The sequence below is a fragment of the Pseudomonas sp. GW821-FHT02H09 genome, assembly GCF_059421425.1.
In genome coordinates, this window is record NZ_JBWKVA010000009.1 from 228,720 (window position 1) to 254,285 (window position 25,566).

At 59.1% G+C, this 25,566-nt stretch carries 23 protein-coding genes and 2 pseudogenes; 9 read left to right on the forward strand and 16 right to left on the reverse strand.

What is annotated here, in order from left to right; all coding sequences use genetic code 11:
* Nucleotides 1-226: 226 nt before the first annotated feature.
* The 4 genes from AC07VR_RS15015 to AC07VR_RS15030 all read right to left on the reverse strand — a co-directional run bounded on the left by AC07VR_RS15015 (nucleotide 227) and on the right by AC07VR_RS15030 (nucleotide 3,060).
* A complete protein-coding gene (locus tag AC07VR_RS15015) occupies nucleotides 227-697 on the reverse strand; it encodes an AraC family transcriptional regulator (RefSeq protein ID WP_494994649.1) in 471 nt (156 codons plus the stop codon).
* Nucleotides 698-885: 188 nt separating this feature from the next.
* Nucleotides 886-1,638 carry a DUF899 domain-containing protein gene (locus AC07VR_RS15020; protein ID WP_494994650.1) on the reverse strand — a complete coding sequence of 251 codons (753 nt, stop codon included), beginning with the start codon at nucleotides 1,636-1,638 and terminating at the stop codon, nucleotides 886-888.
* 150 nt (nucleotides 1,639-1,788) lie between these two features.
* Nucleotides 1,789-2,658, reverse strand: coding sequence for a DUF6279 family lipoprotein (locus tag AC07VR_RS15025; RefSeq protein ID WP_495011658.1), 870 nt, complete (start codon nucleotides 2,656-2,658; stop codon nucleotides 1,789-1,791).
* A gap of 213 nt (nucleotides 2,659-2,871) precedes the next feature.
* Entirely contained in the window at nucleotides 2,872-3,060 is a 189-nt protein-coding gene (locus tag AC07VR_RS15030) for a PFL_1563 family small protein (RefSeq protein WP_030131898.1), read from the reverse strand.
* Nucleotides 3,061-3,410: 350 nt separating this feature from the next.
* Between AC07VR_RS15030 and AC07VR_RS15035 the strand changes: the two genes are divergently transcribed.
* The 3 genes from AC07VR_RS15035 (at nucleotide 3,411) to AC07VR_RS15045 (ending at nucleotide 7,232) form a co-directional block, all read left to right on the forward strand.
* On the forward strand, nucleotides 3,411-4,247 hold the full coding sequence (locus AC07VR_RS15035; RefSeq protein ID WP_494994652.1) for a CvfB family protein: 837 nt from the start codon (nucleotides 3,411-3,413) through the stop codon (nucleotides 4,245-4,247).
* Between the two features lie 439 nt (nucleotides 4,248-4,686).
* Nucleotides 4,687-6,138, forward strand: coding sequence for an NCS1 family nucleobase:cation symporter-1 (locus AC07VR_RS15040; RefSeq protein WP_495011659.1), 1,452 nt, complete (start codon nucleotides 4,687-4,689; stop codon nucleotides 6,136-6,138).
* Between the two features lie 164 nt (nucleotides 6,139-6,302).
* On the forward strand, nucleotides 6,303-7,232 hold the full coding sequence (locus AC07VR_RS15045; RefSeq protein WP_495011660.1) for a DMT family transporter: 930 nt from the start codon (nucleotides 6,303-6,305) through the stop codon (nucleotides 7,230-7,232).
* Here the strand turns inward: AC07VR_RS15045 and AC07VR_RS15050 are convergent.
* Complete coding sequence (locus AC07VR_RS15050; protein WP_495011661.1) at nucleotides 7,180-8,358, reverse strand: MFS transporter; 1,179 nt, start codon at nucleotides 8,356-8,358, stop codon at nucleotides 7,180-7,182. The two genes, AC07VR_RS15045 and AC07VR_RS15050, sit on opposite strands and share 53 nt — an antisense overlap.
* Nucleotides 8,359-8,461: 103 nt before the next feature.
* Here AC07VR_RS15050 and ptrR point away from each other — a divergent pair, with 103 nt between their 5' ends.
* Both ptrR and AC07VR_RS15060 read left to right on the forward strand, forming a co-directional pair.
* Entirely contained in the window at nucleotides 8,462-9,355 is an 894-nt protein-coding gene (ptrR, locus tag AC07VR_RS15055) for a putrescine utilization regulator PtrR (protein WP_494994656.1), read from the forward strand.
* Between the two features lie 139 nt (nucleotides 9,356-9,494).
* Entirely contained in the window at nucleotides 9,495-9,620 is a 126-nt protein-coding gene (locus tag AC07VR_RS15060) for a PA1414 family protein (protein ID WP_494994657.1), read from the forward strand.
* 114 nt (nucleotides 9,621-9,734) lie between these two features.
* Here AC07VR_RS15060 and AC07VR_RS15065 read toward each other — a convergent pair whose 3' ends face one another.
* The 7 genes from AC07VR_RS15065 to speB form a co-directional block, all read right to left on the reverse strand.
* Nucleotides 9,735-9,884: a hypothetical protein gene (locus AC07VR_RS15065; RefSeq protein WP_494994658.1), complete on the reverse strand. Its 150-nt coding sequence runs from the start codon at nucleotides 9,882-9,884 to the stop codon at nucleotides 9,735-9,737.
* The gene (locus tag AC07VR_RS15070) at nucleotides 9,884-10,135 is read right to left on the reverse strand and encodes an acyl carrier protein (RefSeq protein WP_495011662.1); all 252 of its coding nucleotides are present in this window, start codon (nucleotides 10,133-10,135) and stop codon (nucleotides 9,884-9,886) included. Before AC07VR_RS15070 ends, AC07VR_RS15065 begins: the two co-directional genes overlap by 1 nt.
* Before the next feature lie 298 nt (nucleotides 10,136-10,433).
* The gene (locus AC07VR_RS15075) at nucleotides 10,434-11,159 is read right to left on the reverse strand and encodes an MBL fold metallo-hydrolase (RefSeq protein WP_495011663.1); all 726 of its coding nucleotides are present in this window, start codon (nucleotides 11,157-11,159) and stop codon (nucleotides 10,434-10,436) included.
* Between the two features lie 100 nt (nucleotides 11,160-11,259).
* Nucleotides 11,260-12,639: a sodium:solute symporter family protein gene (locus tag AC07VR_RS15080; protein ID WP_495011664.1), complete on the reverse strand. Its 1,380-nt coding sequence runs from the start codon at nucleotides 12,637-12,639 to the stop codon at nucleotides 11,260-11,262.
* Nucleotides 12,640-12,806: 167 nt separating this feature from the next.
* Entirely contained in the window at nucleotides 12,807-14,318 is a 1,512-nt protein-coding gene (locus tag AC07VR_RS15085) for a purine-cytosine permease family protein (RefSeq protein ID WP_495011665.1), read from the reverse strand.
* Nucleotides 14,319-14,373: 55 nt separating this feature from the next.
* Nucleotides 14,374-14,796: a YybH family protein gene (locus tag AC07VR_RS15090; protein WP_495011666.1), complete on the reverse strand. Its 423-nt coding sequence runs from the start codon at nucleotides 14,794-14,796 to the stop codon at nucleotides 14,374-14,376.
* Between the two features lie 9 nt (nucleotides 14,797-14,805).
* A complete protein-coding gene (gene speB / locus AC07VR_RS15095; protein ID WP_494994664.1) occupies nucleotides 14,806-15,756 on the reverse strand; it encodes an agmatinase in 951 nt (316 codons plus the stop codon).
* Between the two features lie 273 nt (nucleotides 15,757-16,029).
* Between speB and AC07VR_RS15100 the strand changes: the two genes are divergently transcribed.
* Both AC07VR_RS15100 and AC07VR_RS15105 read left to right on the forward strand, forming a co-directional pair.
* The gene (locus tag AC07VR_RS15100; protein ID WP_494994665.1) at nucleotides 16,030-16,923 is read left to right on the forward strand and encodes a LysR family transcriptional regulator; all 894 of its coding nucleotides are present in this window, start codon (nucleotides 16,030-16,032) and stop codon (nucleotides 16,921-16,923) included.
* Between the two features lie 13 nt (nucleotides 16,924-16,936).
* Nucleotides 16,937-17,539, forward strand: a complete 603-nt coding sequence (locus tag AC07VR_RS15105) for a tRNA-uridine aminocarboxypropyltransferase (protein WP_495011667.1) — start codon at nucleotides 16,937-16,939, stop codon at nucleotides 17,537-17,539.
* A gap of 53 nt (nucleotides 17,540-17,592) precedes the next feature.
* Here the strand turns inward: AC07VR_RS15105 and AC07VR_RS15110 are convergent, their stop codons facing one another.
* The 3 genes from AC07VR_RS15110 to AC07VR_RS15120 all read right to left on the reverse strand — a co-directional run bounded on the left by AC07VR_RS15110 (nucleotide 17,593) and on the right by AC07VR_RS15120 (nucleotide 22,652).
* Entirely contained in the window at nucleotides 17,593-18,948 is a 1,356-nt protein-coding gene (locus AC07VR_RS15110) for an HlyD family type I secretion periplasmic adaptor subunit (RefSeq protein ID WP_495011668.1), read from the reverse strand.
* Between the two features lie 168 nt (nucleotides 18,949-19,116).
* A complete protein-coding gene (locus AC07VR_RS15115) occupies nucleotides 19,117-21,276 on the reverse strand; it encodes a type I secretion system permease/ATPase (RefSeq protein WP_495011669.1) in 2,160 nt (719 codons plus the stop codon).
* A gap of 17 nt (nucleotides 21,277-21,293) precedes the next feature.
* Complete coding sequence (locus AC07VR_RS15120) at nucleotides 21,294-22,652, reverse strand: TolC family outer membrane protein (protein WP_495011670.1); 1,359 nt, start codon at nucleotides 22,650-22,652, stop codon at nucleotides 21,294-21,296.
* Between the two features lie 254 nt (nucleotides 22,653-22,906).
* Here AC07VR_RS15120 and AC07VR_RS15125 point away from each other — a divergent pair.
* Nucleotides 22,907-23,086, forward strand: a pseudogene (locus AC07VR_RS15125) (hypothetical protein); the annotation flags it as partial.
* A gap of 4 nt (nucleotides 23,087-23,090) precedes the next feature.
* On the opposite strand, the pseudogene AC07VR_RS15130 reads toward AC07VR_RS15125, so the two are convergent.
* Nucleotides 23,091-23,283, reverse strand: a pseudogene (locus tag AC07VR_RS15130) (hypothetical protein); the annotation flags it as partial.
* Nucleotides 23,284-24,001: 718 nt separating this feature from the next.
* On the opposite strand from AC07VR_RS15130, the gene AC07VR_RS15135 reads away from it, so the two are divergent.
* The coding region (locus AC07VR_RS15135; protein ID WP_495011671.1) for an Ig-like domain-containing protein at nucleotides 24,002-25,566 on the forward strand (1,565 nt) is incomplete at its 3' end.

Below are 25,566 nucleotides of genomic sequence, written 5' to 3' on the forward strand. Positions count from 1 at the left end.
TGAGGCCGTCTTCGCGGGCAGCCTCGCTCCTGCAAGGGTACGCGGTCACTGTAGGAGCGAGGCTTGCCCGCGATGGCTATTGAACTGACAACGCAGGACCTATTGGCTTCATTCGCAACAGCAGCTTGATGAACCCTTGATCGCCGGTTCGCCCTCGTAACGATGATGCTTCATCAGCTGTCAGCCTTTGCCGCTGCGCTATCCAGCTCCTTCGGGAGTTTGTCGATCAGCGTGCTTTTACCGCTATGCACATTTCGAGCTCCAGCATGTCGGCGTTCTCATCATAGGTCGCATCTACCGGGTAGCGCTCAAAACAGGGCCGAGTGTCGTATTGCAGGCCGCTGCCGGGCATCCAGGTGCTACAGAGTTTGCCCCAGGCGGCGGCGATATCCTTCCCGGAACCTTTGAAGTGGGCAACAGCGTAGAGGCCGCCGGGCAGGGTGGTGACGGCGGTGGGGTAGGTGGCGTTGAAGGTGTCAGGGACTTCGACGCACGCGTCGTAACGGCAACGGTGGGGTGGGGTGGTTTTCGGGTTGTCGTGGCCGATGCCGTAGCGCACTCGATGCAGCAGGTTGTTTTCGATCATCCACGGGGCGACGGTTTCGCGCCAGAACGTGCCGATGCCCGGGCCGTAGGGGCCGGTGTAGCGCATGTAAGCTACGCGAGCAGGTGGCAGTTCTTCGAGGGTGACGTTCATTATTGTTTTCCTTTGCTGAGTCGTCAGGGCTCAGCTCATGCAGATTTTTTGTGTTTAGCCCTCGGGCCTCTTCGCGGGCCAGCCTCGCTCCTGCGATGATCGCGTACCCCGTAGGAGCGAGGCTGACCCGCGATGGCGATTGAGTCGTCAACACAGCCCTTTGTGGCTGAACACTCAATTCATCGGCCTCACTCGGAACAACAGCTTGACGCCCCCTTGACTGCCGGTTCGTCTTCGTAGCGATCATGGTGGCGGACCCACTCCATGATTTCGTCTTCGTTACGTCCTTTTGGCGTCAGGTCGAGGAAGTTGTAGGCGCCGATCAGCAGGTCCAGCCCGCGTGCATAGGTGGAGTAGGTGTGGAAGATCTCGCCTGCGTCGTTGCGATAGAACACGCTGAGTCCAGGCATTTCGCCTGCGGTGCCGGTGCTTGTTTCGTAGTTGTAGACGGCGGTGCCGGCCGCGAGTTCTTCACCGCTGATGGTCACTTTGAAGTCCGCGTTGAAGTCGCTGCCGGCTGATGACACCCAGTTGAACTTCCAGCCCATGCGCTTCTTGAACGGCTGGAATTCGGCCAGGGGGGCGTGGGAAACCACCGCCAGCGCCACATCATGGTGGGCAAGATGCTGGTTGGCGCCGTCGATGTGATCGGACACGAACGAGCAGCCCTGGCAGCCTTCTTTCCAGCCTGCCGCGAACATGAAGTGATAGACGATCAGTTGGCTGCGACCGCCGAACAGGTCAGCCAGGCTTAGCCGTCCGTCGGGACCTTCGAAGCTGTAGGGTTTGTCGATTTTCACCCAAGGCAGTGCGCGGCGTTCGGCACTGAGTTTGTCCCGTTCCCGGGTGAAGGCTTTTTCGTGAAGCAAATGCTCTTTGCGTGCCGCGATCCACTCTTCGCGGGACACGACCTTGGGCTGTGGCTGTTGCCAAGTGTTCATGATCTTTCCTCCTGCGATGGTTGCAGCGCTTTGCCGCGAGGTTATTTACACAGCCTAGTCGTTTGGCCGAGGCTGAAATCGACAAGGCGCCCAGCGGTTTTGCCGCTCAATACTCAACAGGCTGAATCCTTGGCCGAACGTCTCCCTGATTTACCCCTGCCGCCCTGCCTTCAAACACTTCAACGTGCTGAAACTACTGCGCAGACCATCGATCTTCGTCACTAGATGCTGGCGTTGATCCGGTGTGCTTTGGGCCATCAGGTCCACCAGCAGGCTGCGGGCCGCTTGTTCGGCCTGGCTGTAGGCCTGTCGATAGGCGGGAGTCCATAAATTCTCGGGATTAACCAGAAGTTGCTCGATACGTTGCGGGAAGTCGCTGCTCTGACGCTGCTCCACGGCCGCACTGAATTGCGCTTGCCAATGGGCGCGGTTGGCGACCCTTTGCTGGTTCTGATCGCGCAATGAGTTCGACCAGGCAACCACGCGTTGTTCCTGACTCGGAGTGAGGGGGCCAAACCAGTCATTCAGGCGTTTATCCATCCGTTCGCCACGTTGTTTGATCTGTTGTTCCAGGGAGGGTTTGAGGTAGAGGTTCTGACGTTTGCGCAGGTCTTTGGCAAATGCCAGGTTCATTTCTTCGACCTGTTGATCGTCAAGGCCTCGAAGCAACTCGATGGCCGAGGGGGTGATTTCCCGGGCGGTTTGTGCGATGGCCTGCCTGGCTTCCTGGATTCGGGCTTGCAGGGCGGCGTCGGTGATCTGATCGGTTTCGACCATGTGTTGCAGGCGAACCAGCCAGTCGAGGTAACCGGGCAGTTGCGTGCGGCAATGCCACTCGAGATGTTCCTTGAGCTGCTCGTTGAACCAGCTTTTTTGCTCGGTGTTCATGTCCAGATAGTCGCTGAGCGTCCAGGGAATGATCACGTCGAGGTTGCGGTAGGTCATGCTCACGCGATTACAGCCGGACAGCACAAGGCTCAACATCAGCAACAAGGTGAAGTGCTTCAACCGGTGCGACATGGGCCAATCCTTGCGAAGTGTGGAGCAGGAGCGACGCAATTGATTGAAGCGCCCAACCTGGAGGTGCGCAAGCATTCCGGCGAATCCTCGGCAGAGAGGTCTGTTCGTCGATTTCTACAAGATTGATTAACTGGCGGGGTGTTGCGGGGAGGGCTCTAGTCCTAGCGCTTCGAGGCTCAAAGCGCTTAGGGACCAGGGGGTGACACGGGGGTATTACTTTTTGCCAAGGGTAATTTGCTTGGACGGGCCGAAAGTCTGGCCGCTGACGCCTTTGGCAATTTGCTGGATTTCGCCGCCGGATTTCAGGAAAGCAGCAATCTGGTCGTTGATCGATTCGCTGGTTTCAACGGCTGGAGCTGGCTTTGCTTTGCTGTTGGATGCTTTTACACGCATGGCGGCCATTAACCTGTAGAAAATTAACTTGGCCAGGCATCGTACAGGAAATACTTGACAATTGCTTGGTAAATATCCCCTGAAATGACCTGGCGCGCAGGTCGATGAAGCATAAGTTGACTTTCGCAATAAGCGGCTAAGCTGCTGTTTTAACTAAAAACCTTGGTGGAAATTACCAGCGGTGGACATCCTCGCGTCAGGGGAAAGCCACTCGATTGGTCTGACGAGCGGGCCCGCATTTGCCCCCAAGGCCAGGAAAATCAAGGCCCGCGGAGGTTTTTCATCTGCCATCCGGCTGGTCGCAGAACTGTACCGGCAAACTCGGGTAGAATGCCGCCCACGCAATGAGGGTATTGGAAATGGCTTTAGTCGGGCGCTACAACAGCTTGCAAGTGGTTAAACACACTAACTTTGGTTTGTATCTGGACGGTGGGGCGGACGGTGAAATTCTGTTGCCCAATCGTTATATTCCCAAAGATATTCCCAGTGAAGATGAAGACTGGCTCAACGTTTTTATTTATCTGGACAGCGATGACAAACTCATCGCAACTACTGAAAAGCCGAAAGTTCAGGTCGGCGATTTTGCCAGTCTGAAAGTCGTTGAAGTGAACAGTATCGGGGTTTTCCTCGATTGGGGTCTGCCCAAAGACCTGCTGTTGCCGTATTCCGAAGAAAAACGCCAGATGACGGCCGGCGAATATTGCGTGGTGCATGTCTACCTCGACAAACACACCCGCCGTATTACCGCCACCGCGCGCCTTGACCGCTACCTGGACAAAACCCCGGCTAACTACCAGGTCGGTCAGGAAGTTAATTTGCTGGTGGCCGAAGCGACCGATATGGGTTTCAAAGCCATTATCAATAACAAGCACTGGGGCCTGATCCACAAGAACGAAGTATTCAAGTTCATGCGCGCCGGCAAGGAGGAGAAAGGCTTCATCAAAGAAATCCGCGCCGACGGCAAGATCAGCCTGAGCCTGCAGCCGGTGGGTGAAGAAGCGTCCAGCAGTCTGAACTCGAAGATCCTTGCCAAGCTGCGCGAAAACAACGGTACCTTGCCGGTCAGCGACAAGAGCGACCCGGCGGTGATCAGTGGCTTGTTTGGCGTGAGCAAGGGCAACTTCAAAAAGGCCATTGGTGCGCTCTACAAGAACGGACAGATCGTGATTCATGCCGACCGTATCGAGCTGAGCTGATCCCGAGGGCCGGTAAGCCCGCTCCCATGGACTGTGCATAACCTGTGGCGAGGGGGCTGCCCCCCTCGCCACAGGTCTTGTGTCCTGCTATCGGCTTAACGGGTGCTTACCCGAAGCGCTCAATACTTTCCCTTATCTGTTGTATACAGTTCTACTGTCTATCTCCCTTCCCCCATCTCAAGCCTTTCATGCACTGTTAACAGGCGCTTGCGCACTGTCTATGGGCATTTAGCCGGCGAAGTGTTTGCTGTCGATCCCCTGAATCAATTGCCGGTCAGCCGTTTAAACACCTGCCTTGCAGCCATATAAGCCACAGGTTTTAACGGTATGGCACGCATTCTGCGTACCGACTCGTATACAAACTGTGCCAGCTCCCGTACGCAGTGTGATTGAAAGGTCAATCGCGAGGGCTGAGCCTGTACTTTCGAGGAGTCACGCGATGACCGAGCAACTACCCAACGGCTATAGCCCCCGCCTGTATAACCAGGACCTGGGGCCGCTGCCGCAGAAATGGAACTGGTACAACATCTTTGCCTTCTGGATGAGCGATGTGCACAGCGTCGGCGGCTATGTGTTCGCCGCCAGCCTGTTTGCCCTGGGGCTGGCCAGCTGGCAGGTATTGATCGCCTTGCTGGTCGGGATCTGCATCGTGCAACTGATTGCCAATCTGGTGGCCAGACCGAGCCAGCAGGCAGCGGTGCCATATCCGGTGATTTGTCGCTTGGCCTTTGGTGTGTTCGGGGCGAATATTCCGGCGGTGATTCGCGGCTTGATCGCGGTGGCCTGGTACGGGATTCAGACCTACCTGGCCTCCAGCGCACTGATCATTGTGGTGCTGCGGTTTTTCCCCGCGATGGCGGCTTTTGCTGAGCCGCATTTTGCCGGGTTGTCCTACCTTGGCTGGTTCGGATTCCTGAGTCTGTGGTTCGTTCAGGCGCTGGTGTTCTGGACCGGTATGGAGTCGATCCGGCGTTTTATCGACTGGGCCGGGCCGGTGGTCTACGGCGTCATGTTCATGCTGGCCGGCTGGATTGTCTGGAAGGCTGGCTGGAGCAACATCAGCTTCACCCTGGCGGAAAAGTCGCTGTCCGGCTGGCAAGCTTTCGGCCAGGTGATCGTGGCGACGGCGCTGGTGGTGTCGTATTTCTCCGGGCCAACCCTGAACTTCGGCGATTTCAGCCGCTACTGCCGCAGTATGCGGGACGTGCGGCGCGGCAATTTCTGGGGCCTGCCGGTGAATTTCCTGGCGTTCTCCCTGGTGACCGTGGTGATTGTGTCCGGGACCCTGCCAGTGTTCGGCGAGATGCTCCACGACCCGATCGCCACCGTGGCGCGAATCGACAATAACGTGGCAGTTTTGCTGGGCGCTTTTGCCTTTGTCACCGCGACCGTTGGCATCAACATCGTCGCTAACTTCGTCTCGCCAGCCTTCGATTTCGCCAACATCGCACCGAGCAAGATCAGTTGGCGGGTCGGCGGCATGATTGCTGCCGTGGCCTCGATCTTCATCACGCCGTGGAACCTGTTCAACAATCCGCAAGTGATCCACTACACCCTGGATGTGCTGGCGGCGTTCATCGGGCCGTTGTTCGGGATTTTGCTGGTGGATTACTACCTGATCAAAAAACAGCAGATCGAGGTCGACGCGTTGTTCGATGACAGTCCCAACGGACGTTATTACTACAACGGCGGGGTGAACTGGACCGCCGTCAAGGCACTGGTGCCGGCCACCGTCGCGGGCATTGCCATCACCTTTACCCCGGTCTTGCTGCCGATGGCTAATTTCGCCTGGTTCACGGGCTGCTTGCTCGGCGGTTTGCTGTTCTATGTCCTGGCGCGGCGCGAGCAGGCACCGCTGCGAGCAGCACAGGCCACAGCGGTTTCTCGCTGAGGCGCCTTGCTTCGCGCAAGTTGGCACAGCAACGCGGTTCGTCACTAAACGTCGACAGGCCCCTATAATCGACAGCACATAATTCTTCGCCCCGGACTCGCTCCGGGGTTTTGTTGTTTCTGTCGAGTAACTGCCATGTTTTTGTTTGTCTTCGAGGTTTTGCGGTGATCGCCACACGGCGCAGCGCCGATGGTTTTGCCCTGCAAGTGATGCTGGGTCTGTGCCTGATCTGGGGCGTGCAGCAGGTCATGATCAAATGGGCGGCAGCGGACATCGCACCGGTCATGCAAGCGGCCGGACGCTCTGGAATCTCCGCGGTATTGGTCGCATTGCTGATCTTCTGGAAAGGCGGTTGGGAACAGGTCGGCAGCACCTGGCGCGGCGGTCTGCTCGCTGGCGGTCTGTTTGGCCTCGAGTTTCTGTTCATTGCCGAAGGCCTGAAGCTGACTACCGCGGCGCATATGTCGGTGTTCCTCTACACCGCCCCCATCTTCACCGCGTTGGGTGTGCACTGGCTGTTGCCGAGTGAGCGACTGCGGCGGTTGCAATGGCTGGGGATTCTCCTTGCGTTTGTCGGCATTGGATTCGCGTTTGCCGGCGGTTTGTCGTTGGACAACCTTGATAAACGGATGCTGTTGGGGGACGCGATGGGCGTATTGGCCGGGGCGGCTTGGGGCGCGACCACAGTAGTGGTGCGTGCTTCACGTTTGTCAGAGGCGCCAGCGACCCTGACGCTGTTTTACCAACTGATCGTAGGCTTCGTCGGTCTGCTGGTGATTGCCGCCCTGAGCGGGCAGATCAGCCATGTCAGCCTGACCACGGTGGCTGTGGCAAGTGTGCTGTTCCAGGGCCTGGTGGTGTCGTTCTTCAGTTACCTGACCTGGTTCTGGCTGTTGCGTCGCTACCTGGCGGCGAATCTGGCGGTGTTCTCCTTCATGACGCCGTTGTTCGGCGTCACGTTCGGCGTGCTGCTGCTGGGTGAGCCGCTGAGTTTCAACTTCGTGGTCGGTGCCGTGCTGGTGTTGCTCGGCATCACCTTTGTCAGCGCAGAACAGTGGATGCGGCGTCGTTTGCGCAAAGCTCTCGGGCAATGACCGGACGCAACAATAGCCCACCACCCAGCAGCAACCCGGTACCGGCAATCATCAACCCTGGTTGCAATCCTCCACTGAAATGGCTGCTCAGCGCTGCCAGCAACGGCCCGCTGAGCTGACCCACGGCGAAACAGGCCGTCAGCAGCCCGGCGTTGCGTTGGGTGTTGTGGGGGGCCAGTTCCCGTGAGCGTTGCATCACCAGTTGCATGCAGGCCAAAAACGGCGTGCCGCACAGGATCACCCCCAATGCCAGCCCAAGACCGTTGCCCAGCAGGCAAGCGAACACCCCGGCGGCTTGCAGCCATAAGGTCGCAATCAACCAATGCCGGGTGGTATTCGGGTTGTATCGACGCAAACTGACCAACACCACGCCAATGGCCGCGGCCAGGCCGAAGCACGGCCAGAACAGGTCGGCCTGCCATTGCCCGTGAAAGTGCGCGCTGGCCATTTGCGAAAGGAACGTCGCGGGAATGATGTAGCCCAGACCGTATAAGGCGTAGATCAAACCCAGCCGGGGAATTGCGGCGTTGCCCGAGGCCACGGTTGTGGGCGCCGCGGTCATGCTGGCTGCCGGTTGCGGCAGGATCGGCAGAATCACCAGCAGCATCAGCAACGCTACACCGGCATACACCAGCCACAGCGTGGCCGAACTTTGCCCCATCAGGTTCGAGCCCAGTGCCAACAATCCCGTAAGAAAAATCCCCAACCCTGGTCCGGCAAATACCAATGCCCCGAGTCGTGGACGCCCGGCTGAGACGGCCAGCGGCTGACTCAGCGCAGTAATCATCACCAGCACCCAGGCGCTGGCCACGCCGGTGCCGAAGCGCAGCAGCAGATGCGACCAGAAACCCGTGGCCCAGAACGAAGCCAGTGTCAGCAGTACGCACAACCACAGACCGCCGAGCAAACGGCGACGAACCTGCTCAGGGCGGCGGGCGAACATCGCGTCCACTGCGCCGATGAAGTAACCAAGGTAGTTGGCCGCAGCGATAAGCCCGGCGGCGGTCAGATCGATCTGACTTTCGCTGATCAAGTGCGGCAACTGCGGGGTCAGGGCGAAGCGGCCAATTCCCATGGCCATCATCAGGGCGATAAAACTGGCCAGTAAGCGAATCAGAGGTGACATGGTCTGGATTCCTGCAAAGGAGCAATGACCGTCAGGCTAAGACTGATTGACTTTCTTTAAAAATGAATAATAGTGAGTAACTTGTTCATTTTTGGAGAAAGGTGTGGAGTTCAGCCAATTACGCATTTTCCAGGCTGTTGCAGAGGAAGGTTCCATTACCCGGGCGGCCGATCGGCTGCATCGGGTGCCGTCCAATCTGTCGACCCGGCTCAAGCAGTTGGAGGAACAACTGGGCGTCGAACTGTTTTTGCGTGAGCGTCAGCGCTTGCAGCTTTCACCTGCGGGTAAAGTCTTGCTGGACTACACCGCGCGGCTGTTTGCCTTGCACGACGAAGCCCATGCGGCGGTGCAGGGTGGTCAACCGGCCGGTGACTTCGTGCTGGGCACCATGTACAGCACGGCTGCGATTCATCTTCCGGCGTTGCTGGCGCGTTATCACCGCACCTACCCGGCGGTGAACCTGCAGGTGCAATCCGCTCCCAGCGGTGAGCTGCTGGAGGGCTTGCTTGCCGGTCGGCTCGATGCGGCACTGGTGGACGGCCCGCTGGAGCTGGCCGGGCTCGACGGTGTACCGCTGTGCGAGGAAAAACTGGTGCTGATCAGCGAGGCTGATCATCCGCCGGTACGCAGTGCCCTGGATGTGCAAGGGCGTTCGGTGTTTACCTTTCGTCAGGGCTGTTCTTACCGGATGCGTCTGGAGGCGTGGTTTGCCAATGATCACGCGGCCATGGGCCGGGCGATGGAGATCGAGTCGTATCAAGGGATGCTGGCCTGTGTGATTGCCGGTTCCGGTGTGGCGTTGATGTCGGAATCGATGCTTGCCAGCCTGCCGGGGCGAGAAAGCGTGGCGGTGCACCCGCTGGCCGAGCCGTTCGCCAGCGCCACCACCTGGCTGATGTGGCGCAAGGGCATGGTTGGCGCCAACCTCAATGCCTGGATTGAGCTGCAACAGGCGGCCAGACCGGTTCAGGCGCTGGAAACCCGGGCCAGCGCCTGAGTGTTTCCCAGCACATTCGAACTAATTCTGTAACAGTTCATTGTCATACCGGGCGAGCATTGCGTAGGACTTCGGACTATTATCTGTATGAAGCGGCTACAGAATCCCGGTCGCTCAGCACTACCCTGAAGGGGGCACCATGAAAGAGAAACTACAAAACTGGCTCCACGACCTCGGTGTTGCTCTCGGCCTGATTGAACCGCCTCTGCAACCCGTGCCAGTGCGCACTGACGACGAGCAGCGTCGGCGCCAGCAGCGCAGGTAAATGATCGATGGCTGAGCCATCCTGCGCACTGCGCAGGAACCCTTGCATCATGCGAAAAAAAGGCCCGGCTTCCTGCTGACTGATCAACGGGAACCAGGCCAAAAACCTCATTTTTTAAAAGCGCGGCTTGATGGTCTTCCATTCAGGTTTGTAGCGCTGCGTCTGTTTCACGCCGTCGCGCTGACGAATCCCACCGCCTGATTTTATGACCGCTTCACGCCCCGAGCCTTTATACCAACCCGGCGTTGCCAGCAACGCGGACATTAGTGCCGGGAAATCTCCAGCAGAAACCGGCACAAGTCATTGGCCGTGGTCGCGCTCTTGAGGAGCTGATCTTCCTCGCTGGTAAACGCACTCAGCTCAAACTCGTCCTCCAGGCGGAAGATAAGGTCCTCGATATCCTGTTTGTCCAATCCCAACTGCTCCAGGCTCACGCCGTCATCGAAATCCTCGTTGCCATCCAGCAGACGACTGATGAAGCGATGCACGGCATTACGAACGGCTGCTCTTTTCATGGTCATTCCTCGCGCGGCTCAGATGCTGCTGGTCAGGCGTGAAGGAATGATCGGCAGCGTTTTTTCAGGAGTGAACCCGCGGGAGGGGGCGGCGATTTCAGGAACGGCGGTTCTTCGATGGGGCGGCAGATGATTGATTGTGTTTCAGTGCCGTTCATACACACCTCTGGCAAGGGGAGGTTGTCGTTGTTTTTTGGCCCGTCCAAGGGTTACGCGATAGCTGTCACGAATGACGCTAGCGATCCTTGTACCGTCCTCCTGCAAAAACGGCAGTCGCTAACTGCCAGTACAGCACACATTACTGATGCTGACGGTTCCACTCATCTATCAGTGTGCGCAAGCGCTCTCCGGAAAAACTCGCGAAATGCCCGCCATGCACGGTGCGGATCGGCAGTTCGCGCAGTCGCTGAAGGCTTTTCGCGTAGTCCTCGAGATTGGAGTGGTAGGCGTTTTCGATCAACGGACCGTCATAGATGATGTCGCCGCTGAACAGCGTGCCGGTGGCCGCCTCCCAGAGGCTGATACCACCCGGTGAATGGCCGGGAGTGTGCAGCACTTGCAGTGTGCGATTACCGAGGTCGAGCACGTCGCCTTCTTCGATCAGACGGGTGGCGGGCGCAGCCCTGACCCGGTATTCGGCGTAGCACAACGGGCAATCCGGATGGGCTTCAAACATGTCGTCGCCGACGAAGGCGGTGGCCAGGGTGTTGTCACCATTGGGCTCGGCGAGGATTTGCGCTTCAGCCGGGTGGACCAGGCGCTCGGGGAATTCGTGATGGCCGGCAATGTGGTCGAAATGGCAATGACTGGCCACTGCCAGCAGCGGTCGTTCGGTGAGCCAGGGCAATTGCTCGCGCAGGCTGACCAGCCCGGATCCGCTGTCCACCAGCAGGTCTTTGTCGCGGCCCTGGATATGCCACAGGTTGCAGCGGTAGAAGGGGCGGATATACGGCTCGTGAATCAGGCGCACACCGTCGCTCAGGGTTTTGACTTCGAACCATTGATCGCGGCTGACGATTTTCATTGGGGGCTCCTCAGGGGGGAAAAACTTCAGGCGAAAAAAAGGGTACGGCAACCGACGCCGTACCCATCGAAGAAAAAGGTAAACCGTTGTTACGCTCAGATTAGATCGCGTTGGCCACTGCCACCGGGCGAGGGGACAGCAGGCTGACCAATACGAAGCTGATCAAACCTACCACCAGGCTGTAGTAGATCGGCGTGTTGGCATCCAGACCGTCCTTGACCATGAACGCCAGTGCAGTGACAAAGCCCAGAGCCATGCTGGCGATTGCCCCGGCGGTGGTCGCACGTTTCCAGAAAATGGCACCCATCAGCGGGATCAACATGCCGCCCACCAACAGGTTGTAGGCCAGGGTCAGGGCGCTGATCACGTCGTTGACCACCAAGGCAATACCCAGCACCGCGATACCGGTCAGCAGGGTGAACAGACGGTTGATGCTCAGGCTCGACTGTTTGCCGCCGCGCAGTCTCGGCAGCAGGTCTTCGGTCAGGGTGGTGGAGGCGGCCAGCAGTCCGGCACTGGCGGTGGACATCATGGCCGCCAGCGCTGCGGCGATCACCAGACCGCGCAGACCGTCCGGCAAGGACGCTTTAACGATCGCTGCGAAGGCATTATTAACGTTGTCCAGATCTGGCAGCAGCACGTGAGCGGCCATGCCGATCAGGGCGCAGGCCAGGCCGTAGGCGATGCAGTAGAAACCGGCGAAGGTGCCCGCGTATTGCGCGACTTTTTCATTTTTGGCGGTGAACACTCGCTGCCAGATGTCTTGGCCGATCAGGATCCCGAAGAAGTAGATCAGGAAGTAGGTGATGATCGTGTCCCAGCCGATGGTGCTGAAGCTGAAACTGGACGCTGGCAACTTGGTGACCAGCTCATCCCAACCGCCGACGCGGTACAGGCAGATTGGCAGCAGGACAAACATCAGACCGACAGTCTTGATCACGAACTGGACGATATCGGTCAGGGTCAGCGACCACATGCCACCGATGGTCGAATAGACCACGACCACGCCACCGCCGAGCATTACCGAGATCCAGAACGGCAAACCGAACAGCACTTGCAGCACGGTACCGATGGCGAGGATCGAGGTCACGCCGATCATCAGCGCGTACGCCAGCATGATCACTGCGCTAGCCTGACGGGCCATCGGGTTGTAGCGTTTTTCCAGCACTTGGGTGACGGTGAAGATCCGCAGCTTGAGCAGCGGTTTGGCCAGGAACAGGTTCAACGCAATGATGCCACAGCCCAGTGCGGCGCAGAGCCAGAAGCCGGAGATCCCGTGGACATAGCCCAGACGCACGGTACCGACCGTCGACGCGCCGCCGAGTACGGTAGCGGCCATGGTGCCCATGTACAGCGTCGGGCCGAGATTACGACCGGCCACCAGGTAGTCTTCGTGGGTCTTGGCCTTGCGCATGCCGTAATAACCGAGCACCAGCATACCGGCGGCATAAATGAGAACAACAAATAAATCCAAAGCCATTACAGCGTGTCTCCGATTGTCTTTTTTATGTGGAACGTAATCGAGCTCTGCAGGAGCAGGGGGGGGCGCCTAGCTCTTGCCCGCGAAAAGATAGGCGCGGTACTGCATGCCAACCGCGTTATCTTTCATCGCGGGCGAGCCTCGCTCCTGCAGGTAGGGGGGCTTAATCAGGCTGCTTGTCTTAGTTCAGATTTGGCGCGCGAATCCGTGTGCTTGTTGCGTGGATCGTTCGGTCCGAAAACCAGTGTCGGCTCCGGGAACAGGCTCAACAGCGTCAGGTACACCAGCGATGCCAGACCCAGGGTCACCGGCAGGCTGATATCGATGCCGCCAGCCAGATTGCCCAGCGGGCCGACGAACTGCCCCGGCAGATTGACGAAGCACAGACCGACCATTGCGCTAGGAATCCAGGCACCCAGACCACGCCAGTTCCAGCCGTGCTGGAACCAGTAGCGACCGCCCTGTTCGCCACGGGTGAAGACTTGCAGGTCATCCGGGCAGTAGAAGCCACGACGCACCAGCAGACCGATGATCATGATCACCATCCACGGGGTGGTGCAGGTGATGATCAGTACGGCGAAGGTCGACACGCTCTGCACCAGGTTTGCCGCAAAGCGTCCGATGAAGATGAAGGCAATCGACAGCACGCCAATCAACAAGGTCGCCTTGACTCGCGACAACACCCGTGGGAACACGCTGGACATGTCCAGCCCGGTGCCATACAGCGAGGTGGTGCCGGTGGACATGCCGCCGATCACCGCGATCAGGCACACCGGCAGGAAGAACCAGCTCGGTGAAACCGCCAGCAGGCCGCCGACATAATTGTTCGCCGCAATGTAATCCGGTGCCTTGATGGCAACGATGGTCGCGGTGGCGAGGCCGAACATGAACGGAATCAGCGTGGCGATCTGCGAGATGATCACCGCCGCCATGATCCGGCCTTTCGGGGTGTCCCGCGGGATGTAGCGGGACCAGTCGCCGAGGAACGCGCCGAAGGAAATCGGGTTGCTCATGGCCACCAGCGCGGCACCGATAAAGGCTGCCCAGAAACCTGGCTGGCCGAGGCTGACGCTACCGGCAAAGTTAATGTCGAAAGGCCCTGCGAAGGCGAAGATCCCCAGCAGGAACAGCAGGCTGGCGCTCCACACTGCGATCTTGTTGACCCACAACAGGAAGCGGAAACCGTAGATACACACGGTCAGTACCAGAATCGCGAACAGACCGTAGGCCAGGGCCAGGGTCAGGTCGTTTTCCGGAACGCCGATCAAGCGCTTGGCGCCGCCGATCAATGCATCACCCGAGCTCCACACCGAGAGCGAGAAGAAGGCGATGGCGGTCAACAACGACAGGAATGAGCCGACGACCCGACCGTGCACGCCGAAGTGCGCACCGGAGGACACCGCGTTGTTGGTGCCGTTGATCGGACCGAACAGGCCCATCGGCGCGAGGATAATCGCGCCGAACAGTACGCCCAGCACAATAGCCCAGACGCCGGCCTGAAAGGACAGGCCGAACAGCACCGGGAAACTCCCGAGCACCGCAGTAGCAAAGGTGTTGGAGCCACCGAAGATCATTCGAAAAAGATCGATGGGCCTGGCGGTACGCTCATGGTCCGGGATCTGTTCGACCCCGAAGGTTTCAATAGTGTTGATGCTTTGTTCTTTGTTGTTGTTATTCATGATCTGCTCCGATCATCAAGGCGCGCTCATCGTGCGTGAGCGTCACCTGTGTTGGCTAAGGGGAGGGCAGTCTTTCCGGCATTGCGGACAAATGTTCGTGGCAGGCCAGCCAACGGCCTTGTTCTTCTTTGCGAAACCCCTGTTTTTTAAAAAGAATGGTTTCGCGTTCCTGGCTAAAAAGTTGCTCCCCTTGCATGCGCAGCTCGGTGGCGACGTCATGAATAAAAATCGCCACATCACCCTGCAGGCTGACGAAGGCGTTGCTCGAGGTGCACGAAAGCACCTCGAAGCCATCCTCGCGGCGCCAGTTGTCCCACAAGGCCTGGTAAGCATCGCGCGACAGCAATGGCGTTTCGAGGGTGTAGAAAACGAAGCTGGCATCGGCGCTAAACGCGCCGAAGTAGGCTTCGCGATCGTTGCGGGCAAAGGCCGACACCAGTTCTGCGGCGGCTTCCAACACCTGATCACGTTCGCTCATGGTCATTCCTCAGCGGTGGGTCACACCTGGCAGTACGCAGAGCATTTCGTACAGCAGGTTGGCGCCCAGCAGCGAGGTGTTGCCGGTGGTGTCGTAAGGCGGCGAGACTTCTACCAGGTCGCAGCCGATCAGGTCGAGCCCTTGGCAACCACGAATGATCTCGATCGCCTGGATGGTGGTCAGACCGCCGATTTCCGGGGTGCCGGTACCAGGTGCCCAGGCCGGGTCGATGCCGTCGATGTCGAAGCTCAGGTACACCGGACCGCCGCCGACTTTCTCGCGAACTTCAGCCATCAGTGGCGCCAGCGAGTGGTGCCAGCATTCTTCGGCCTGAACCACACGGAAGCCCTGTTTACGGCTCCAGTTGAAATCTTCAGCGGTGTAGCCCTGAGCCCGCAGACCAATCTGCACCACGCGGTCGCAGTCCAGAAGGCCTTCTTCCACGGCGCGACGGAAGGTGGTGCCATGGGCGATCTTCTCGCCGAACATGTGATCGTTCACATCGGCGTGGGCATCGATATGCACCAGACCGACTTTGCCATGCTTCTTGTGAATCGCACGCAGGATCGGCAGGGTGATGGTGTGGTCGCCACCCAGGGTCAGCGGGATAACGTTGTGGCTGAGGATATCGTCGTAGGCTTCTTCGATGATGCGCACGGCGTCCAGCAGGTTGAAGGTGTTGATCGCCACGTCACCGATGTCGGCAACCGACAGCGAGTCGAACGGCGCGGCACCGGTGGCCATGTTGTACGGGCGGATCATCACCGATTCAGCGCGGATTTCACGTGGGCCGAAGCGGGTGCCGGCGCGCAGCGAGGTGCCGATGTCCAGTGGGACGCCGACAAAAGCAGCATCGAGCCCTGCCGGTGATTGCAAGTGGGGAAGTCGCATCATGGTGGCGATGCCGGCGAAGCGCGGCATTTCGTTGCCGCCCAGTGGTTGGTGAAAAATTTTGTCCACGGGATAAGCCTCATCGTTGTTTTATTTGTCAGGAGGCGATTGTGCAGAAATGTAGTGAACGGGAAGAATCGCTACTGGCAAATACTTAGTTCAGATTTTTCTAAACTAATGGTTGGTAGGGGATTAGACTTGATCGTTCCCACGCTCCGCGTGGGAATGCCTCCCCGGACGCTCCGCGTCCAGCTCTGTGGATCTGACGCAAAGCGTCACTGGCTGCATTCCCACGCGGAGCGTGGGAACGAGCTTTGAACACATTTTCCAGGTGGAGCCCCCATGGCCAACGCTTTACCCGACCTGAAACTATTGCGCATCTTCGTCAGCGTGGTGCGGCATCAGGGGTTTGCCAATGCTCAGCAGGAGCTCAACCTGTCGACGTCGGCCATCAGCACTTACATGAGCCAGCTCGAAGCGGCGTTGGGCCTGGTGCTTTGCCATCGCGGCCGGGGTGGTTTCAGCCTGACCAGCAAAGGTGAATTGTTCCATCAGGAAACCCTGCGCCTGCTCGGCGAACTGGAAGGATTCGAGCAATACGCCGCAGCGCTCAAGGGCGAATTGCGTGGCACCCTTAACCTGGGGGTGATCGACTCGACCGTCAGCGACAAGGCCCTGCCGTTCGCCGAAGCCATCGGTGCCTACAGCCAGGAACACCCGGCGGTGCATTTGCACTTATCGGTCATGAGTCCCTATGAGCTGCAGCTCGGGGTTCAGGACAATCGTCTGGACCTGGCTATCGGTGCGTTCTCGACTCGCATGAGCGGGCTGGTCTATATGCCGCTGTACCGCGAGCAGCACTGGCTGTATTGCAGCAATCGCCATCCATTGTTCACCGAGCGACGTATCCCGGAGCAAGTCATCACCCAGCAACGCATGGTCGGTCGCGGCTACTGGAGCCAGGCCGAACTGGCTCGCCACGGCTTCAAGCACAGTGCGGCGACGGTGGAAAGTATGGAGGCGCAACTGATTCTGGTGCTATCGGGTGCCTATATCGGTTATCTGCCGGAGCATTACGCTCAGGCATGGGCCGACAAGGGGGATTTGCGCGTGCTGCTGCCGGCGACCTTTGGCTATCAGGCACCGTTCTCGATGATCGTGCGCCGTGGTCGCAGCCGCGAACCGCTGATCCAGACCTTCCGCGACTTGCTCAAAGCCCAGCTCAACCAGGCCTGATCGGGAGAACCTCATGTCCAGAAGCCAATGCGCCCGTTGCCTGCGCCCTGAAACCCACTGCCTGTGCCCGCTGATCCCGCAAATGGACAGTCGCACCCGAGTGCTGCTATTGCAGCATCCCAGCGAGGTGAACCATGCGCTGAACACCGCACGGCTGGCGGCGCTGGGCTTGAACAATGCCGAGTTGATCGTGGGGGAGGTGTTCGAGGATTTGCCCGCGTTGTTGAATCCACCCGGCTATCAAGCGCGACTGCTGTTTCCGGCGGATGATGCGCAACCGTTGCAAGCCTACGCTGGGTCGGATCAACCATTGCTGCTAGTGGTGCCGGACGGTACCTGGCGCAAGGCACGCAAGTTACTGCACCTCAATCCGTTGCTGGCGGCGCTGCCCCGCGTGACGCTGGCCGAGGGTTCGGTCTCCCGTTACCGTTTGCGCAAGGCTCCGGGGCCGGGGGCGTTGTCGACGCTGGAAGCGATTGTCCAGGCATTGCAGACCCTTGAAGCCCCGACCTCGTTCGAGCCGTTGCTGCGACCGTTTGAAGCGTTGATCGATGGGCAGATTAAGGCGATGGGGGAGGAGACTTTTCGGCGTAATCATGGTGAAAGTAAGGGCTAAAGAGATTGTTCCCACGCAGAGCGTGGGAACGATCAACGAACGATCACGTGGGTTTAGCGTTCGCGCATCGCCTCGGTCCGGGCTTTGAGCACTGGTTTAAGCAAGTAATCCAGCACGCTTTTCTCGCCGGTGATGATGTCCGCGGTGGCGACCATGCCGGGGATGATCAGCAGCGGTTTGACTTCGCCGCCCAGATGGTTTTTGTCGGTGCGCACCTGGATCAGGTAGAAGCTGTTGCCCTTGTCGTCGGTGATGGTGTCGGCGCCGATCAGTTCCAGTTTGGCGCTTAAACCCCCGTAGATGGTGTAGTCATAGGCGCTGAACTTGACCATGGCTTTCTGCCCGGGATGAAGGAATGCCACATCCTGCGGACGGACCTTGGCTTCAATCAGCAGGTTGTCTTCCAGCGGCACGATCTCCACCATGTCGCTGCCCGGCTGGACCACGCCGCCGATGGTGTTGACCTTCAATTGCTTGATCACACCGTGCACCGGCGAGACCACGGTGGTGCGGGTTACCCGGTCGTCGATAGCGATGCTCGACGCGGTGATTTTCGACAGGTCGGTGCGTTTTTCGTTGAGCTCCTTGGCGGCGTCCGACCGGAAGCCTTGCACCGATTCATCGAGCTTGCTCTTGATCTCGTTGATTGCCGATTCAGCCCGTGGGATGGCCAGGGTGGTGGAGTCCAACGAGCCGCGAATCTCCACCGCACTGCGTTTGAGTCGAAGGATTTCCACCGGCGAAACCGCACCGGTCCCCACCAGCGGCACCGACATGTTCATTTCCTGTTGCAGCAAACCCAGGCTGGAACTGAACTGGCCCTGTTTGGAACGAAACTCCGCCAACTCCTGGGTTTTTTGCCGAAGTTGTTCCGTCAGTGTGCGTTGCTCGCTGGCCAGGCGGCGTTGCCGTTGTTCGAACAGCGAGCGCTCGTCTTCAGCCACTTGTGGGGCTTTGGCGATGACCTCGTCGGAGAGCTTGAAAGGCCGACCCTCGGCTTCGGCAGACAGCCGCTCGACCTTTGCGATCAAGGCAAAGCGTTCCGCTTCGCTCTCGCCCTTGTTGGACAGAAACCGTGTGTCATCAAGGCGCAGCAGGGTATCGCCCTTGTTCACTATTTGCCCTTCACGCACGAAGATCTCGGTGACGATGCCGCCCTCCAGGTTCTGGATCACCTGAACCTTGCTCGACGGTATGGCCTTGCCTTCACCTATCGTGACTTCTTGCAGCACGGCGAACCTGGCCCAGATCAGCGCGGTGATGATCAGCGCCGCGGCGATCCACACCGTCATCCGCGACCGGCGCGGCGAATCCTGCAGCGATGCTCCGCAGATGTCGGGCATGAATTCGCTTTCTGCGCTTTTGCTGAAGCTGTCGAAATAGCCGCGTGAACCTTGTGAAGCAGACATGGGCGACTCCTGGGGTCTGTTGACGTTTGGTGGCGAACCGCGTTGCTGTGCCAACTTGTGCGAGGCAAGGCACGGGATGCCGCTAATGGTTGTTCCCTTGGCAAATCCCGCAATGCAGCCTCGCGCAAGTGGGCTCCCGTCGCGGTCGTCACCAAACCTCAACAGACCCTAGACAGCCGCAGAGCCGACATGGCCCTTGCGCAGTGCATCGATGACCGCTTCTTTCGGACCGTCCGCGACGATCCGGCCGTGGTCCAGCACCACCAGCCGATCCACCAGACTGAGCATCGAGGTGCGGTGGGTGACCAGCAGCAAGGTCTTGCCCTGAACCCACTTGTGCAGGCGTTGGCGCAGAACATCTTCGCTGCTGTTGTCCATGGCGCTGGTGGGTTCGTCGAGCAACATGATCGGCGGGTCAAGCAACAACGCTCGGGCCAGCAGCACCATCTGACGCTGGCCGCCGGACAGCAACTGGCCGCGTTCACCGACGGGGCGATCGAAGCCTTGAGGGTGTTGACGGGCGAGGTCGGTGACACCGGTCAGTTCGGCCACTTCGAGCATCCGCGAGTCGCTGATATAGCGGGCGCCGAGGGTCAGGTTGTCCCGCAGGCTGCCGGCCAGCAGCGGCAGGTCGTGAGCGACATAACCAATTTGCTGGCGCAGGTCGGCGACATCCAGTTGCCGCAGGTCGAGACCATCGAGCAACAGTTGACCTTCTTCCGGTGCATAAAAGCCCATTGCCAACCGCACCAGGGTACTTTTGCCCGAGCCGCTGCGGCCGATGATGCCGATTCGTTCACCGGGTTTCATGCTGAAACTGATATTGGCCAGGGCCGGTGTGTTTTGCCCTTTGTAGCGGAAGGTCACCTGGCTGACATCCAGCCCACCCTGCAATTGAGTGCGCTCCAGCGGCCGCTGTTTGGTGTCGCGCTCTTGCGGCAGCGACATCAGCGTGTCGGTGCTGCGCATGGTCAGTTGGGCTTGCTGATAGCGGGTGATCAGCCCGGCGATTTGCCCCAGCGGAGCCAGTACCCGACTGCCGAGCATGTAGGTCGCCACCAGGGCGCCGACGCTGAGGTTGCTGGCGATGATGCTGTAGACCCCGGCGACGATGGTCGCCATGCCGGAGAATTGCTGAATGAACAATGTACCGTTGGTGGCCAGCGCCGACAGGTTACGCGCATGGCTGTCCAGTCGGGTCAGTGCGCCGTGGATGCTTTCCCATTTGTGCTGGCGTTCGCTTTCGGCGCTGCAAGCCTTGAGGGTTTCCAGACCACCGAGGGTTTCGATCAGCAGCGCCTGGCGTTCGGCGCCCAGGCTCAGGCTTTTCTGCACAGTGTCGCGCAGGTGTAGCTGAATCAGCATGGCGACGAGAATTGTGATGGGGAAGGCCAGCAATGGAATCACCACCAGCCAGCCGCCGAGCAAGCCGATCACCACCAGCATCAGCACGGCGAACGGCAGGTCGATCAGGCTGGTCAGGGTCACGGCGGTGAGAAAATCCCGCAGGCCCTGAAAGTCGTGGATACTCTGGGCAAAGCCGCCGATGGTCGCTGGCTTCGCCTTCATCGACATACCGGTGATGCGCTCGAACAAGGTGGCGGAAAGGATGATATCGGTTTTCTTCCCGGCCTGGTCCAGCAGGTGGGCGCGGACTACCCGTAGCACCAGTTCGAAACCGGTGCCGATCAGCAGCCCGATGGACAGCACCCAAAGCGTCGAAGTCGCCTGATTCGGTACCACGCGATCATAGGTCTGCATAACGAACAACGGCACCATCAACCCCAGCAGGTTGATCAGGAAACTCGCCAGAATCGCATCGCTGTACAGCCAGCGCGACAGCTTCAGGGTGTCACGGAACCAGGCTTCGACCCTCGGCACCAGTGGTGTGCGCAAGTCTTCGAGTTCATGCCGTGGCCGGGCGAACAGCGCCTGGCCGCTGTAGTCTTCGGCCAGTTCTTCACGGCTGACCCATTGTTCACCGCCCTCGGCTTCGCTCGGCAGGATCAGCACCTTGCCGTCGTCGCCCCAACGCCGCAAGACCGCGCATCGGCCATGTTTGAGAATCAGCAGCACCGGCAGGTTGAGTGCCGAGATAGCCCCCAGCTCTCGGCGCAGTAAACGCGCCTGCAAGCTGGCCCGCGCTGCGGCACGCGGTAGCAAGTCCAGGCTCAGGCGCTGCTGGGGCAGCGGTAGTCCGGCGCTCAGGCTGGCGCGGCTGACAGTGCAGTCATGCAGTTTGCAGAGGATCAATAATCCGTCCAACAGCGGGTCATCAAAGCTCTGGCGCGGATCGACACCAGAGTTTGCAGGTTCCATGCTGGTCAAATTGAGCTCTCCTTTACCTACCTCATTTCTGGCAAACGGGCTTCGCTTCTCACTTCTGTTTGTGCGATCGCTTCGGCAGGCACCACTACTTTTTCTTTGTTCAACAACTCGCCCATGTTGGCCAGAACGCGGTACATGGAGAACTCTTCGGTGTAGCGCACTTCGGTATAGCGGCGGTTAGCGTTGTACAGCTCGTTTTCGCTGTCCAGCAGGTCGAGCAGGGTCCGTTGGCCAAGGCCGAACTGGTCCTGATAGGCGGCCCGCACACGGGTGGTGGTTTCGGCGTATTCACGGGTGGTCGGGATTTGTTTCTTCGCGTTGACCATGGCGTTCCAGGCCAGCGTGATGTTCTCGTTGAGCATGCGCAAGGCATTGTTGCGGATGTCCATGGCCTGGTTGATTTTGTGTGCGTCCGATTGCAGGCGAGCTTTGTCACTGCCGCCTTTGAACAGGTTGTAGTTCATCACCACGCCGACCCGCCATTCGTTGTCGTGGCCCTTGTCACCTTGAATATTGTCGTTGGCACCGACTGCAGCTTCGGCATCGAAGCGTGGATAGAACGGTGACTTGGCAACCTCGTACTGGCTCTCGGCGGCATGAATGTCAGCCTGGGCGGATTTCAGGTACGGGTTGTTCTCCAGCATGCTTTTCCGCGCATCGGGCAGAGTGGCGGGGACTTCGCCTCTGATCGAGGGGAGGGTTTCCAGCTCATCGGGCATGCGCCCGACCGCGCTGAAGAAATTCGCCTTGGCATCGGCCAGGTCGGCTTCTGCAGTATCGAGGTTGTTTTGCGCCAGTGCCCGACGGGCGCTCGACTGATCGCGGTCAGCGTTGCTGCTCACACCGCGTTCGGTACGCAGGCCGATCTGATCGTTGACTCGCAAGTGCGCCTGCAGGTTGTTCTTGGCCAGGGTTACCAGTTCACGGCGCTTGAGAACTTCGAGGTACACCTCGATGGTGCGCAATGCCAGGCTTTCGGCAGTGCCACGAGTAAAGTAAGCCCGGGAGTTGACCACTGATTTGGTCCGCCCGACTTCATTGGAGGTGTTGAAACCATCGAACAGCATTTGCCTCAGACGCAGTTCCGACCGGGTGTAAGTCAGGGTTTCAGTATTGTGATTACCCAACGAGCGGGTGGAGCTGTTGTCGCTGAAGCCGCGCCCGTAAGCGGCATTCAAATCGACGGTAGGGTAGAAGCCCCCTTTGGCAACTTTCACGTCCTCATCGGCAGACAGGCGATTGTTCTCGCTGGCATGCAGTTCCGGATGGTTATCCAGTGTGCTCTGAATCGCTTCGGTCAGTGACATGGCGTGGGCCTGATGTGAACAAGCCATGGCCAATAAAATCGCGCTGCAGAGGGGGTTCGAAACGCCCATAGTCCCTGATCCTGATGGTACTTATCGGTCGCCAAATAATTGACGACCTTTATAGGTCAAACCGTTTCAGGTTTGTAACAGAGAGCTAAGAACATCCTGGAGAGCAGCTAAGAAGAATTTCTCATAAAGCCTATGTCAAAAAAAAACTTATGCGCTCTGCTAAATCCAGCACGTTGTTCAAACCGAAGGCCCCCTTGATTTATACGCTCCAGGGGCTTTGGCGGTCTGAAGGAAAGTTCAATCACTTTTTCAACATAGGGCGGGGAAGTGGTGAAGGGGATGGAACCCGACGTGCCGTGGTCGAGGGGGACCGCTTGTTTGTCGGGGATCAACTGGTCACCGGTGCCGAAGGCGCGGTGGTCGTGCATTTGCAAAATGGCCAGCAATTGCCCCAGGGACGTGACAGCAGCCTGCAAATGACCTCGCAACTGCTGGTCAGCGGTCCTCTTGGGTCAGCAGCGCCTCCAGGTCATAAGGCGAGACTTCCTCTGGCTTGATCGGGTAACGCCAAACACCCTTGGCATCGGCAAAGCGCCAGAGGGGCGCGCCGTCTTCGGCCAGCACCACCCAGGCCAGATCATCACCGGGCAACTGCAGCGGGAACAGGCGGTCGGCGGACCAGGGCCAGCATCAAGAGCAGGCAGAAGAACCAGCGCCGGTACAGCCTCAGCCAGCCTACGCCGCCGTCCGGGTTTTCAGCTCATTCGAGCCGCGCCAGTGTTGAGTGCCCATGGCCCTTCCGACCCATTCGCCAAAAATAGATCGCCAGAATACCGACGCTATAGTGCCCACTTGTCGGAATATTGGCGCATTGTACCTTTCCCTCTGGGTAACGCCTTTACAACGCCTGACCCGACAGCTAAAAAAAATATCAAACTGATACCAGGAAAGGCCGTTTCCCTGAGTCAGTGCTACCCCAAGACACGGCCCCACCCAGCCATAATTTCAGGAGTCCCTTCCACATGGGTGCTCTCAGTTTATTGCGTGCCATGCGCTGCGCAGCTGCAGACTCGGCCCCACGTTTGCCCAACCTGTCCTGCGGTCCGCTCCTCAAGCGCGGCGAACCTCTCCACCATCGCGATACCGGCGCCCCTCTGCCGGCAACGCCCATCCCGGCAGTCGGCTGTCCAGCTGGCCGACGATGTCTGGCAGCCGCCTCGCACCGCTCCTGAACAACCTGAGCGGTACAAGAACGGGACTTCACCCCAATCGCCTCACAGACATCGGATGACGACATCGTGAATGGACAGAACACTGCGCCGGTTTGCTCCAGCAAGGAAGAGTCCGTTTTGTGGCTGTTAGCAGTCCGTAGCGATTCTTAAAAGAACTGGCATTCTCGGGAGAAAGACATGGCTACCACCACAACTACCAGCGGCGGAACCGTCACTTCGTTTTCCAACACGCCGCAAGCCCAGGATGACACCTTCACTACTGGTGTTATTGGCACGAGCAGCGTGACCATCACTGAAGATCTGCTAGCAGTCGTGTATCTGGATGTCATGTCCAATGACCTCGGCGGCAACGCGAAGACACTCTGGTCACTCGATAACGCGACCAGTGTTTCTACTGACACCAAGGTTTATGCTCCGGCCGACCTCCTGGTCCAAGACACAAGCAGAATTGAGGCGACGAGTTCTGACACCAGTATCAATGGTGCAAAGATCTGGATTACGTCGGATGGCAAGGTCGGCTACGACACCGCTGCCTTGTCGACTGCGTTCAAGGCACAACTCCAGGCGCTTGCTCTTGGCGAGTCCCTGGCGGACAGCTTTACTTATGCGATTCGTCTCGGCAACGGCACGCTCAGTTGGGCCACTGCGACGGTGCAGTTTGCGGGGCGCAACGACGCACCGGTGGTGACAGGCACGGTAACCGGCAATGCCACCGAGGACGGGCAAGCCGTCACGTTGAACGCGCTAGCACACGCCTCAGATGTCGATCATGGCACGATACTCACTGTCGTTAATGTCCCGGCCTCTCTGCCTGCCGGCGTGAGCTATGACGCGACAACGCACTCTTTCACGCTTGACCCGACAAACGCTGCCTATCAACACCTCGCAGCGGGCGAGCCGATGACGGTGACGGTGAGCTTTGGTGTTACCGACGGCATCGCCACGACTCCCGAGTCGGTGTCATGGTCGATCACCGGCACCAACGATGGCCCGGTGGCGGTGGCCGATGCGGTCGCCGGCACGGAAAACCAGACCCTGTCCGTCAACGTGCTGGCCAACGACACCGATGTCGATGACGGCCACGTGTTCACGCTGAACTCGGTCAGTGCGCCGGCGAACAAGGGCACGGCCAGCGTGGTTGGCAACCAGCTGGTGTTCAACCCGGGGAGCGATTTCGACCACCTGGCACAAGGCGTGGTCGAGCACGTGACGCTCAGCTACCAGATGCAGGATCAGTACGGGGCACTCTCGAGTTCCACGGTGGACGTGACGATCACCGGCACCAACGATGCGTCGGTAGCGGTGGCCGATACGGCTGCCGGTACAGAGAACCAGATGCTGACCCTCAACGTGCTGGCCAATGACACCGACATCGATGACGGCCACCTGTTCACGCTGAACGCGGTCAGTGCGCCGGCGCACAAGGGTACGGCCAGCGTGGTCGGCAACCAGCTGGTGTTCAACCCGGGGGGCGATTTCGACCACCTGGCGCAAGGCGTGGTCGAGCACGTAACGCTCAACTACCAGATGCAGGATCAGTACGGGGCACTCTCGACCAGCAGCGTGGACGTGACCATCACCGGCACCAACGATGCGCCGGTGGCGGTGGCCGATACGGCTGCCGGTACAGAGAACCAGACCCTGACCCTCAACGTGCTGGCCAACGACACCGACATCGACGACGGCCACCTGTTCACGCTGAACTCGGTCAGTGCGCCGGCAAACAAGGGCACGGCCAGCGT

What these genes read in the sequence shown, in the direction of transcription:
- AC07VR_RS15100 (WP_494994665.1), top strand. Translation starts at nt 16,030, where the DNA reads ATGGCCAACGCTTTACCCGACCTGAAACTATTGCGCATCTTCGTCAGC.
- AC07VR_RS15090 (WP_495011666.1), bottom strand. Translation starts at nt 14,796, where the DNA reads ATGAGCGAACGTGATCAGGTGTTGGAAGCCGCCGCAGAACTGGTGTCG.
- AC07VR_RS15120 (WP_495011670.1), bottom strand. Translation starts at nt 22,652, where the DNA reads ATGGGCGTTTCGAACCCCCTCTGCAGCGCGATTTTATTGGCCATGGCT.
- AC07VR_RS15015 (WP_494994649.1), bottom strand. Translation starts at nt 697, where the DNA reads ATGAACGTCACCCTCGAAGAACTGCCACCTGCTCGCGTAGCTTACATG.
- AC07VR_RS15050 (WP_495011661.1), bottom strand. Translation starts at nt 8,358, where the DNA reads ATGTCACCTCTGATTCGCTTACTGGCCAGTTTTATCGCCCTGATGATG.
- AC07VR_RS15085 (WP_495011665.1), bottom strand. Translation starts at nt 14,318, where the DNA reads ATGAATAACAACAACAAAGAACAAAGCATCAACACTATTGAAACCTTC.
- AC07VR_RS15020 (WP_494994650.1), bottom strand. Translation starts at nt 1,638, where the DNA reads ATGAACACTTGGCAACAGCCACAGCCCAAGGTCGTGTCCCGCGAAGAG.
- AC07VR_RS15080 (WP_495011664.1), bottom strand. Translation starts at nt 12,639, where the DNA reads ATGGCTTTGGATTTATTTGTTGTTCTCATTTATGCCGCCGGTATGCTG.
- AC07VR_RS15070 (WP_495011662.1), bottom strand. Translation starts at nt 10,135, where the DNA reads ATGAAAAGAGCAGCCGTTCGTAATGCCGTGCATCGCTTCATCAGTCGT.
- AC07VR_RS15040 (WP_495011659.1), top strand. Translation starts at nt 4,687, where the DNA reads ATGACCGAGCAACTACCCAACGGCTATAGCCCCCGCCTGTATAACCAG.
- AC07VR_RS15105 (WP_495011667.1), top strand. Translation starts at nt 16,937, where the DNA reads ATGTCCAGAAGCCAATGCGCCCGTTGCCTGCGCCCTGAAACCCACTGC.
- AC07VR_RS15025 (WP_495011658.1), bottom strand. Translation starts at nt 2,658, where the DNA reads ATGTCGCACCGGTTGAAGCACTTCACCTTGTTGCTGATGTTGAGCCTT.
- AC07VR_RS15110 (WP_495011668.1), bottom strand. Translation starts at nt 18,948, where the DNA reads ATGTCTGCTTCACAAGGTTCACGCGGCTATTTCGACAGCTTCAGCAAA.
- AC07VR_RS15060 (WP_494994657.1), top strand. Translation starts at nt 9,495, where the DNA reads ATGAAAGAGAAACTACAAAACTGGCTCCACGACCTCGGTGTTGCTCTC.
- AC07VR_RS15065 (WP_494994658.1), bottom strand. Translation starts at nt 9,884, where the DNA reads ATGTCCGCGTTGCTGGCAACGCCGGGTTGGTATAAAGGCTCGGGGCGT.
- AC07VR_RS15075 (WP_495011663.1), bottom strand. Translation starts at nt 11,159, where the DNA reads ATGAAAATCGTCAGCCGCGATCAATGGTTCGAAGTCAAAACCCTGAGC.
- AC07VR_RS15030 (WP_030131898.1), bottom strand. Translation starts at nt 3,060, where the DNA reads ATGGCCGCCATGCGTGTAAAAGCATCCAACAGCAAAGCAAAGCCAGCT.
- AC07VR_RS15035 (WP_494994652.1), top strand. Translation starts at nt 3,411, where the DNA reads ATGGCTTTAGTCGGGCGCTACAACAGCTTGCAAGTGGTTAAACACACT.